We start from the raw sequence: 8,405 nt of genomic DNA, 5'->3' as shown, positions 1-8,405 counted from the left end.
GCCTGCTCGCCGCGCAAGCCGGGATCCCGTCCGGCGACCACGTCTTCGACCTGGTCGCGATCACCATCGCCCTGTCCATCGTGCTGCACTCCTCCACCGACGTGCCCATCGCCAAAGCACTGCGGATCGAGCCACCGGACAACCTTCCCGTCGGCCTTCCGGACCCGCCGCCGGCCGAGGAAACGCGGCGGTGATCCATGCCTCTGCTACCCATCGGGACACCAGCGGTTCTCGACCCGCGAGCTGAGGCGGTGCTTCGGCCGCGCTGGCAGAACGCGCGCCGGCACCTCCTGCTGTCGGTGACGATGCCCTGTCTGGTCGTCGTCCTGTGCGCGGCCATGCTCGGTCTCACGGCCGGCGGGCCCGACGGGTTCCTTTCGTGGGCAACGATCCTGTTGCTCGGCGCGCTGGCGCCGGCCGTGGTCTTCCTGTGGTGGATCGGCCGGGACGGCATCCTGGAGCCGGCGGCATGGCTGCGGGTGACCTTCGTCGTGTCGGGAACACAACTGCTGGTCGGCGTGATCCCCTGCCTGGGCGTCGCCATCAATGCCACCTCCGGCGCGGCGCGGGTCGTCGCCGGTGGGCTGTTCGTGCTGACGTGGGTCTGCGGCGCGGTGTGCGGCATGGCGGCCCGCCGGGCGCACCAGACGCTGCTCGCACCAATCATCCCGGAACTTGGCGCCACCGCGTTCCGGCTCACCGTCGCGGTCCGGTTCGCGATCACCGCACCGGCGCTGATCTCCGCCCACCTCGAGATCGGCGCCGACCATCTCGGACTGACGGCCCGGCTGCACCGAGGACGCAGCACGGGCCCGCGGGTGGACACCGCGATCGGGTTCGCCGACCTACGTCAGATCACGCCGATCGTGCTCGCCGGCGAGCCGGAGCTGCGGCCGTGGCTCACACTGCCGAACGGCACCGTGCTGTATGCCCAACCAGGTCCCGCGCTGCTACTCGGCTCCGCCAGTGGCCCGAGGATGGTGCCGGTACACGACGCGATCGCACTCGCCGAGCTGATCGACCGCCGCCGACAGGCGTGGGGACAGCCGGAACGAACAAGACACCGTTGACGTCAGAAACCGGAACAACGAGGGGGAAGTGTCGTGATCAGCTCAGATCCGACGAAGGCCGCCGAGGAGCTGGACAAGTGGGCAGCCGGGCTCGAGCAGCGAGCCCAGCGCTACAACGAACTTCAGCAGCGGCTGGACGAGACCAGCGCCACCGACTCCACTCAGGACGGCGCGATCCGGGTAACGGTCGACTCGAACGGGGTGCTGACCCAGCTCGAGCTGTCCGAGCGCATCAGGGATCTGGCACCGAGCCAACTGTCGTCCGAAGTGATGGCGTGCATGCGGCGTGCCCAGGCGAAGTTGCGTGCGCGGGTCGAGGACCTCATCGAGACAACCGTTCCCGCCGACGACGAGCCGGCCCGCAACCTTGTTGCGCAGTACCAGCAGCGGTTCCCCGACCTGCCCGACGACTCGGCCGGGCACGAGGTCGATCACGGGGAACGGCTCGGCGCAGTCGAGGACGAGCCCGCGCCGCCGCCGAGCGCGCGCCCCACGCGTCGCTCCACAGCAGACCATGACGACGACTGGGACGACGAGTCCCCACTACGCTGAGAGGAAGGGCGATCATGGGTGAGGGCTTCGCCGTCAACCCCGACGAGGTGAACTCGCACGCCGGGACAGTGGACGGTTTCGCGGGCCGCGCGGACACGGCGGTCGACGCGGGCGCGCACGTCACCGGCCTCGACGACGCGTACGGGCTGTTCTGCCGGCCGTTCGGTGAGATGCTCAAGGACCCGCAGCAGCGTGGGGTGGACACGCTCACCGAGACGGCGACCTTCATGCACGAGACCGTGACCGACCTGCGGGACAGTGCCGAGCACTACCAGCAGGTCGAGGACCAGGTCCGCGCGGCGATCGAGGCGCTCCTCGAGATGCTCGAGCGCATAGCGGAGATTCCGATGGTACGAGGGGGCAACTGATGGTCGACGTGGACAACTCGAGCGACAACCCGCTGGTCGACCAGGGCTCGGACCTGCGGAACAACTACTTGCAGGATCTCAACCCGCTGGAGAACATGGGGGTTCCGGACCCCGATTCCGGCAACACCGGCTTCATGACTGGTATCACGGCGTTCGAGGCCGGCTGGACCATCGCGCAGGGCGTCGACCAGAACGACCTCGGGCTGATCATCTCCGGGGTGGCCGCGGCCACCCTGGACGTCGTCTCTGCCGCGATCGACCCGATCGCCTACGTCGCCGGGCAGCTGTTCTCCTGGATGCTCGAACACGTCGAACCCGCCAGGGCCGCGCTGCACGCGCTGACCGGGAACCCGGACATGGTGAAGTCCTACGCGGCGACCTGGACCAACATCGAGAAGGAGATGCTTGCGGTCGGCGGCGAGTTCGAGCAGTCGCTCACCGAGGTGCTGGCGTGGACCGGTGACGCGGCCGACGCCTACCGCGACAAGGCCGCCGCGGTGGCCGGCATCGCCAAGGGCGCGGCCGGCGGGGCGCACGGCATCGCCGGAATCACCATGGCCATGGCCGAGGTCGTCGGCGGGATCCGGGTCGCGGTGCGCGACCTCCTGTCCACTCTGGCCGGTGCTCTGGTCAGCTGGGCCATCGAGCTCGCCTGCACCCTCGGCGTCGCGGCACCGGCGGTCATCGCCCAGGCCACCTCCAAGATCGCCCAGGTCGTGCGGATCGTGGCCAGCATGATGAAGGCCCTCGGCAAAGCCCTGGCCAGCGCGCTCACCTGGCTCGTCGTGCTCCGCGACCTGTTCGACGGTTTCTGGCGATCGCTCAACGCACTCAAGCAGAGCAACGCCACCGCACCCGCCTGACGGCGTTCGGACGACGGCACGCGCTGCGGTGCGGTCAACCGCCGCTGGTGGCGGCCCGCGAGCCCGAGGGCGAGCGCGACGGCCAGGAAGCCATCGATCAGCACGATCGTCATTGCGAGATTCCACGTGGAAAGACTCCTCGCCGCCGGCCCGCGCTCATGCCGATGCCCTGTCGCACAGGGAAACGACCGTCACAAACCCTGGCGCGAACGCTCGGCACGCCTCGCGACCGTAGCGATGTCGCAGTTGACAGGTCCTCGAGTCGGGTCGGGGGCTGGAGAGGGAATGATGTCTGACGGTCGGACCCAGGGCCTGTATGCCGCCGGTTCGCCGCCCGCCAGCGTCTCTTCATCGTCCCGTCCTCTCGTGGACCCGCTCCGGCAAGTCGATCACGGTCACCGTCACCAACCACGGCGCGACCGCCAGCTGGCAGCCGGGCGAAGCCGTGGTGTTCCTCGGCTCCCGAACAGACTGCCGCACCACAACCGCCGCCCAACCCTGCTGCGGCTACCGCAACTTTCTTCACCAGCCGCGGCAACGCTCTCGCGTGGTCCGCCGAGCATCCTGAGATCCAGGGTGGGCGGCATCGTGGTGACGCAGCGGATGCGACGTAACACTTGATACAATCGTGTCCGTGGCAGTGGATACGACGCGGGTTCGTTGGATCGTGCTGGTGGTTCGGGTTCCCGCGGAACCGTCCCGGCACCGGGTGGCCGTGTGGCGCGAGTTGCGCAGGATCGGGGCGCTCGCGCTGGGGCAGGGCACCTGGGCGGTGCCGGACGTGCCGGTGTTCGCCGACGGGCTCGCGCGGGTGGTGGAGCTGGTCGAGCGGGGCGCGGGCGAGCTCGTCACGCTGAACGCCGCCGGCCGCGGCGAGCGCGACGGCGCCCGGTTGACGGCGCTGTTCACCGAGGCGCGCCAGGAGGAGTGGAGCGAGTTCATCGCGGACTGCGGCAAGTTCGACGCCGAGATCGACAAGGAGATCAACAAAGGCAAGCTCACCGTCGCCGAGCTCGAGGAAGAGGAGCAGAGCCTGGAACGGCTGCGCCGCTGGCACCGCGACCTCAAGGTCCGCGACGTGTTCGGCGCGCCCGCCGCCGGCGAGGCCGACCAGCTCCTCACCGCCTGCGTGGCCCGACTGGAGGACTACACCGAGCGCGTGTTCCGCGCCGCACACGGCCTCGCCGGCGAGGAGGGCGGCTGATGCCCGGCTGGCTGCAAGCCCTGCTCATCGCCGCCGGCGTCGTCATCGCCTCGTGGTTGGTGCTGATCGCGCTCGCGCGGCGCCTTCCCCCCGGCGTCGCCCGGGACCTGGCCCGCTTCCTCCCGGACTGCGTCACCACCGCCCGCCGGCTCCGCCGCGACCCCAGGGTGCCCCGCCGGGCCAAGATCGCCGTCGCGGCCGCGGCCGTGTGGGTGTTGTCGCCGATCGACCTGATCCCCGAGTTCCTTCCGGTGATCGGGCCGCTCGACGACATCGTCGTGGTCGCCCTCGTGCTGCGCTACGCCGCCCGCACCGTCCCCCGCGAAGTCCTGCTCGAAGCCTGGCCCGGCAACCCCGACCTCCTCCAACGCCTCATCGGACCACCCCGCGCGGCACGAACCGAGGACTGACCCCGCAGGCCCCGGTGTCCTGGTTCAGCTGAGGAGGGCGTGGATGGTGGTGTAGCCGAGGAGTGCGGCGCCGAGGCCGGCGATGACGCTGGCGACGATGTTCATGGTGGCGTAGAAGTAGGTCTTCTGCTCGACGAGGCGCAGGGTCTCGTAGCTGAAGGTGCTGTAGGTGGTCAGCGCGCCGCAGAAGCCGGTGCCGAGTAGGGCGAACAGCGGGGTGGGCAAGGCGAGGCCGGCGCCGGCGAGGCCGCCGAGGATCAGGCAGCCGGCGAGGTTGACGCTGAAGGTGCCCCAGGGGAAGAGGCTGTCGTGGCGGTTCTGCACGGCGCGGTCGGTGAGGTAGCGCAGCGGGGCGCCGACCATCGCGCCGACGAACACGAGCACCGCGGTCATGACGGTTTTCCTTGGTAGCGCAGGACCTCGACCTCGTCGAGCAGGACGGTGCCCTCGCCGACGAGCTCGTCGAGCTCGGGCAGGAACGCGCGGACGCGGTCCTCGGTGTCGATGATGATCACCATGATGGGCAGGTCCTCGGTCATGCTGAGCAGCCGGGTGGTGTGGATCGTCGAGGAGGTGCCGTAGCCCTCGCAGCCGCGCAGCACGGTGGCGCCGGCGAGCCCCGCCGCGCGGGCGCGGGTGACGATCTCGTGGTGCAGGGGCTTGTGGTGCCAGGTGTCGTCCTCGCCGACGAAGATCGACAGCCGCATCGCATAACCGGTCAGTCGCATCTCAACGCGTCCTTTCCTCGGCGTGGACGGAGCCGGTGGCCGTTCGGGTGAGCCAGACTCCGGCGGCGACGGCAAGCAGGGCGCAGACGAGAGTGCCTGCGAGGTAGCCGAAGGCGGTGAGGACGGTGCCGGGGCTCAGCAGCGCGCGGGTCTCGGCGGCGTAGGTGGAGAAGGTGGTGAAGCCGCCGAGGAACCCGACCCCGAGGAACGGGCGGACGAGCCGGTGCGCGGACCAGACCTCGGTGATCAGCACCATCAGGACGCCGATCAGGAAGCAGCCGGCGACGTTGGCGGTGAAGGTGGCCCACGGGAATTGTCCGGGTGGAGTGGGGAGCAGCTCGGCGAGGCCGTAGCGGGCGAGCGCGCCGAGCCCACCGCCGAGCGCGATGACCGCGAGCACGGCGCCGTGGGAGCGGACGAGTTCGCGTCGCTGGGACGGGATCCGGAGGTCGACGTCCGGATCAATGGGTTTCGTGGGTTCCGCCAGGTCGACCTCGTTGCTCATCACTCGCTCCTACTTGAACACGCCAGCATGGTCAAGTAGGGACTGTTGGCGGCGAGTGCCGCGGTTGTTCCGAGTGCCCCCGGAGCGGCGAGCCCCACCACCGCGATCGATTCAGGATAGCTGACCTGGAGTTTCGTCCGCTGAGATCTGTGTGGAGGTTCACTCGCGGGCTCACTCGCGATCCTCGGCTTGGTAGACGCGATCGGCGAAGGTGTCGAGTGCGGTGGCGCACTCGCCCAGCGCTGTCTCGGCCGCTCGCCGTCCGGTGGCGGCGAGGACGTCGCGGGCACTGACCTTGTCGAACCAGCCGCGGAGCTTGGTGAGGTCCTCGTCGTTCTCCTCGAGCTCGGGGTAGGTGAAGTGCTCGGCGGCGGTTTCCTTGTCGATCTCGGCGAGGAAGTCGCGGCACTTGTCGAGGATCTCCTCGTACTCCTCGTCGCGGGCGGCGTTGTAGGTCGCCGTCACGTCGGCCGCGCCGGCCAGGACGTCGCAGCGCATCAGCTGGGCGGTGCCGCCCATGTCGGCGATCTCCCGGCGCAGCGCGCGCAGGGACCGTTCGTGCGGGGGCGACTCGGGCAGCACGGCGGCCGAGTTCTGCAGGTAGACCGCGCCGAGCGCCTTCAACCGCCGCCAGACGGTGGCGCGGAGCCGGGTGGGCTCGCGCGGTACCCGGTAGACGAGGAGCAACCAGCGGGCGTCGGCCGGTGCCTGCATGGCAGGTTCGGTCATGACCACCAGCCTGCCATGCCCGCTCGTTGCTCCGCCTAACTAACCGTGGTTATGTTTAGGACATGACCGCTAGCACGACCGAGGACGACGACGAAGAGCGGGAGCGGTGGCTGACGCCGGGTGTGGGTGGGGTGGGGGCGGCGAGCTTCTTCTCCGATACCGGGCACGAGGTCACCACCGCGGTGTTGCCGAGCTTCCTGACCACGACGCTCGGCGCCTCGGCCGGGGTGCTCGGGATCATCGAGGGGATCAGCGACGCGCTGACCGGGGTGATGAAGCTGATCGGCGCGCCGATGGCCAACGACCCGGCCAAACGGGGCCGCGTCGCGTCCGGTGGCTACCTGGGCACGGCGTTGGCCACCGGGGCGATCGGTGCGGCGGCGACGGTGTGGCAGGCGGGGCTGCTGCGGGCGGCGGCGTGGCTGTCCCGAGGTCTTCGGTCGCCGGCGCGGGACAGCATGCTCACCTCGCTGGCTCCCCGCTCGGCGTACGGGCGGGCGTTCGGGGTGGAGCGGGCCGGCGACAACCTCGGCGCGGTCGCCGGGCCGCTGCTCGCCGCCGGGCTGGTGGCCTGGGTGGGGATTCGGCCGACCCTGTACCTCGCGGCGATCCCGGGGGTGTTCGCCGTCGTCGCGATCACCATCGCCGCCCGGGAGGCCCGCACCCGGATCAAGACCGCCCCTGTTCGTAGTCGCCGCCGGCTGCACCTGGGTGAGCTGCGGCGGGCCGGGCTGGCCAGGGCGTTGCTGCCGGTGGCGCTGTTCGAGCTGGGCAACGTGGCCACCACGCTGCTGATCCTGCGCGCCACCGAGCTGCTGACCACGCCGGAGCGGTCGGTGGCGGCCGCGACCTCGCTGGCGGTGCTGATCTACGCCAGCCACAACGCGGTGGCGGCCGTGGTCGCGTTGTTCGGTGGCCGGTGGCTGGATCGCGCCGGTCCCCGGGTCGTGTTCGCCGCCGGCGCGGCGTTGTACGTGCTCGCGTACAGCGGGTTCGCGCTGTCGCTCCCCTCACCCGCGTCGTTGGTCGTGGCGTTCGCGTTGGCTGGAGCGGGGATCGGGTTGGCGGAGACCGCGGAGTCGACCCTGGTGGCGCGGCTGCTGCCGGACCGGTTGCGTGGCAGCGGGTTCGGTGTGCTGGGGATCGTGCAGTCCGGTGGCGACCTGCTGGCCTCGGCGGTCGTCGGCCTGCTCTACGCGCTCGTCTCCCCCACCGTCGCGTTCGGCTACGCCGCGGCCTGGATGGTGCTCTCGCTGGTCGCGGCGAGCATCGTGCGGCCGAAACCGTGAGACACTGGGATAGGCGATGAGGCTCGCCGCAACCGCGGACCGTGGTCCGCTGATGGCCTCTTCTCACGGGTGATCGTGGTGAGGAGGCGGCATGTCCCATCTTCGTGTCGCGCGGCGCCGCTCGGTCATCGTGTTCGCCGGCGTCCGTGCGTTGCTCGTTGACCGCCCGTCCCGCGGTGACTGGACACTGTCCGGCGGCACGCCGAGGCCAGGCGAGGATCTGTTCGTGTGCGCTCGCCGGGCACCAGGGGACGTAATGCTCGACAGGCCCGGCACGCCGCCCACCCGTCACGTGCACCACTGCCGGGACAGCGCGGATGTGACGAGTCGATGACTGTGTGGATGTCGGTGTTACGGCCGATGGCGGAAGCGGCCCGCGCGATCGTGCGCCGCCGGCGGGGGCAGCGCGATACGAGCGGTTCGGCCGATCAGCTGCGGCGGCTGCTCTCGGTGCTGGATCGTGCCGCCGAGCTGGAGCCGGTCGCGGACCGCGCGGTGCGGGAGTGCGGTGCGCCCGGTGAAGTGCCGGGCGAGGTCGGCCGGACCTGCGGTGAGCTGGTGACCGCCTACCAGCGGTTGCGCGACGAGCTGCGGCGGATCGACTTCGCCGCCGAGCACCGGTGGCTCGGCGAGGAGGTAGCGCGGTTGTTGCGGTACCACCAGTGGCTGGTGCGTACGGCGCTGCAG

The 8,405-nt window shown here is 70.5% G+C and carries 14 protein-coding genes, 1 pseudogene and 1 riboswitch; of the genes and pseudogenes, 11 read left to right on the top strand and 4 right to left on the bottom strand.

The genetic code is table 11. The annotated features are described in order from the left end of the window. The 8 genes and pseudogenes from GEV28_RS40895 to GEV28_RS40865 all read left to right on the top strand — a co-directional run. Window positions 1-194: pseudogene (locus GEV28_RS40895) on the top strand (hypothetical protein); the annotation flags it as partial. A 3-nt stretch (window positions 195-197) separates the two neighbouring features. Next, window positions 198-1,070 (top strand): hypothetical protein, encoded by an 873-nt coding sequence (locus GEV28_RS40890; RefSeq protein ID WP_291419561.1) that lies wholly within the window; start codon window positions 198-200, stop codon window positions 1,068-1,070. Between the two features lie 33 nt (window positions 1,071-1,103). Continuing rightward, entirely contained in the window at window positions 1,104-1,622 is a 519-nt protein-coding gene (locus tag GEV28_RS40885; protein ID WP_291419559.1) for a YbaB/EbfC family nucleoid-associated protein, read from the top strand. Between the two features lie 14 nt (window positions 1,623-1,636). After that, window positions 1,637-1,990: a type VII secretion target gene (locus GEV28_RS40880; protein WP_291419557.1), complete on the top strand. Its 354-nt coding sequence runs from the start codon at window positions 1,637-1,639 to the stop codon at window positions 1,988-1,990. After that, entirely contained in the window at window positions 1,990-2,853 is an 864-nt protein-coding gene (locus tag GEV28_RS40875; RefSeq protein ID WP_291419555.1) for a hypothetical protein, read from the top strand. The genes GEV28_RS40880 and GEV28_RS40875 overlap by 1 nt, the downstream gene beginning before the upstream one ends. A 316-nt stretch (window positions 2,854-3,169) precedes the next feature. Continuing rightward, window positions 3,170-3,421, top strand: a complete 252-nt coding sequence (gene merB, locus GEV28_RS42935; protein ID WP_367115289.1) for an organomercurial lyase — start codon at window positions 3,170-3,172, stop codon at window positions 3,419-3,421. 66 nt (window positions 3,422-3,487) lie between these two features. After that, window positions 3,488-4,057: a Chromate resistance protein ChrB gene (locus GEV28_RS40870; RefSeq protein ID WP_291419553.1), complete on the top strand. Its 570-nt coding sequence runs from the start codon at window positions 3,488-3,490 to the stop codon at window positions 4,055-4,057. Beyond that, window positions 4,057-4,467: a DUF1232 domain-containing protein gene (locus GEV28_RS40865; protein ID WP_291419550.1), complete on the top strand. Its 411-nt coding sequence runs from the start codon at window positions 4,057-4,059 to the stop codon at window positions 4,465-4,467. Before GEV28_RS40870 ends, GEV28_RS40865 begins: the two co-directional genes overlap by 1 nt. A 24-nt stretch (window positions 4,468-4,491) precedes the next feature. Here GEV28_RS40865 and crcB (GEV28_RS40860) read toward each other — a convergent pair whose 3' ends face one another. The 4 genes from crcB (GEV28_RS40860) to GEV28_RS40845 all read right to left on the bottom strand — a co-directional run bounded on the left by crcB (GEV28_RS40860) (window position 4,492) and on the right by GEV28_RS40845 (window position 6,429). Beyond that, on the bottom strand, window positions 4,492-4,860 hold the full coding sequence (gene crcB, locus GEV28_RS40860; protein WP_291419548.1) for a fluoride efflux transporter CrcB: 369 nt from the start codon (window positions 4,858-4,860) through the stop codon (window positions 4,492-4,494). Continuing rightward, on the bottom strand, window positions 4,857-5,195 hold the full coding sequence (locus GEV28_RS40855) for a DUF190 domain-containing protein (RefSeq protein WP_291419545.1): 339 nt from the start codon (window positions 5,193-5,195) through the stop codon (window positions 4,857-4,859). Before GEV28_RS40855 ends, crcB (GEV28_RS40860) begins: the two co-directional genes overlap by 4 nt. 1 nt (window position 5,196) lies before the next feature. Beyond that, window positions 5,197-5,700 (bottom strand): fluoride efflux transporter CrcB, encoded by a 504-nt coding sequence (crcB, locus tag GEV28_RS40850; RefSeq protein WP_291419543.1) that lies wholly within the window; start codon window positions 5,698-5,700, stop codon window positions 5,197-5,199. Between the two features lie 171 nt (window positions 5,701-5,871). Next, a complete protein-coding gene (locus tag GEV28_RS40845) occupies window positions 5,872-6,429 on the bottom strand; it encodes a Chromate resistance protein ChrB (RefSeq protein WP_291419541.1) in 558 nt (185 codons plus the stop codon). A gap of 62 nt (window positions 6,430-6,491) precedes the next feature. On the opposite strand from GEV28_RS40845, the gene GEV28_RS40840 reads away from it, so the two are divergent. The 3 genes from GEV28_RS40840 to GEV28_RS40830 form a co-directional block, all read left to right on the top strand. Beyond that, a complete protein-coding gene (locus GEV28_RS40840) occupies window positions 6,492-7,718 on the top strand; it encodes an MFS transporter (RefSeq protein WP_291419539.1) in 1,227 nt (408 codons plus the stop codon). A gap of 3 nt (window positions 7,719-7,721) precedes the next feature. Then, window positions 7,722-7,787, top strand: a riboswitch (Fluoride riboswitch). A 22-nt stretch (window positions 7,788-7,809) separates the two neighbouring features. Continuing rightward, window positions 7,810-8,052: an NUDIX domain-containing protein gene (locus GEV28_RS40835; RefSeq protein ID WP_291419537.1), complete on the top strand. Its 243-nt coding sequence runs from the start codon at window positions 7,810-7,812 to the stop codon at window positions 8,050-8,052. Further along, the coding region (locus tag GEV28_RS40830) for a hypothetical protein (protein WP_291419535.1) at window positions 8,049-8,405 on the top strand (357 nt) is incomplete at its 3' end. The genes GEV28_RS40835 and GEV28_RS40830, both read left to right, overlap by 4 nt.

The sequence above is a fragment of the Actinophytocola sp. genome (genome assembly GCF_009379765.1).
Classification (GTDB): Bacteria; Actinomycetota; Actinomycetes; order Mycobacteriales; family Pseudonocardiaceae; genus Actinophytocola.
Note: the sequence above shows the minus strand (reverse complement) of the source record. Positions and strands in the feature narration are given on the sequence as shown.

Bases quoted from the DNA above. Each gene is read 5' to 3' on its own strand.
- GEV28_RS40890 (WP_291419561.1), top strand. From the start codon at position 198: ATGCCTCTGCTACCCATCGGGACACCAGCGGTTCTCGACCCGCGAGCT.
- GEV28_RS40880 (WP_291419557.1), top strand. From the start codon at position 1,637: ATGGGTGAGGGCTTCGCCGTCAACCCCGACGAGGTGAACTCGCACGCC.
- GEV28_RS40875 (WP_291419555.1), top strand. From the start codon at position 1,990: ATGGTCGACGTGGACAACTCGAGCGACAACCCGCTGGTCGACCAGGGC.
- merB (WP_367115289.1), top strand. From the start codon at position 3,170: ATGCCGCCGGTTCGCCGCCCGCCAGCGTCTCTTCATCGTCCCGTCCTC.
- GEV28_RS40865 (WP_291419550.1), top strand. From the start codon at position 4,057: ATGCCCGGCTGGCTGCAAGCCCTGCTCATCGCCGCCGGCGTCGTCATC.
- crcB (WP_291419548.1), bottom strand. From the start codon at position 4,860: ATGACCGCGGTGCTCGTGTTCGTCGGCGCGATGGTCGGCGCCCCGCTG.
- GEV28_RS40855 (WP_291419545.1), bottom strand. From the start codon at position 5,195: ATGCGACTGACCGGTTATGCGATGCGGCTGTCGATCTTCGTCGGCGAG.
- crcB (WP_291419543.1), bottom strand. From the start codon at position 5,700: ATGAGCAACGAGGTCGACCTGGCGGAACCCACGAAACCCATTGATCCG.
- GEV28_RS40845 (WP_291419541.1), bottom strand. From the start codon at position 6,429: ATGACCGAACCTGCCATGCAGGCACCGGCCGACGCCCGCTGGTTGCTC.
- GEV28_RS40840 (WP_291419539.1), top strand. From the start codon at position 6,492: ATGACCGCTAGCACGACCGAGGACGACGACGAAGAGCGGGAGCGGTGG.
- GEV28_RS40835 (WP_291419537.1), top strand. From the start codon at position 7,810: ATGTCCCATCTTCGTGTCGCGCGGCGCCGCTCGGTCATCGTGTTCGCC.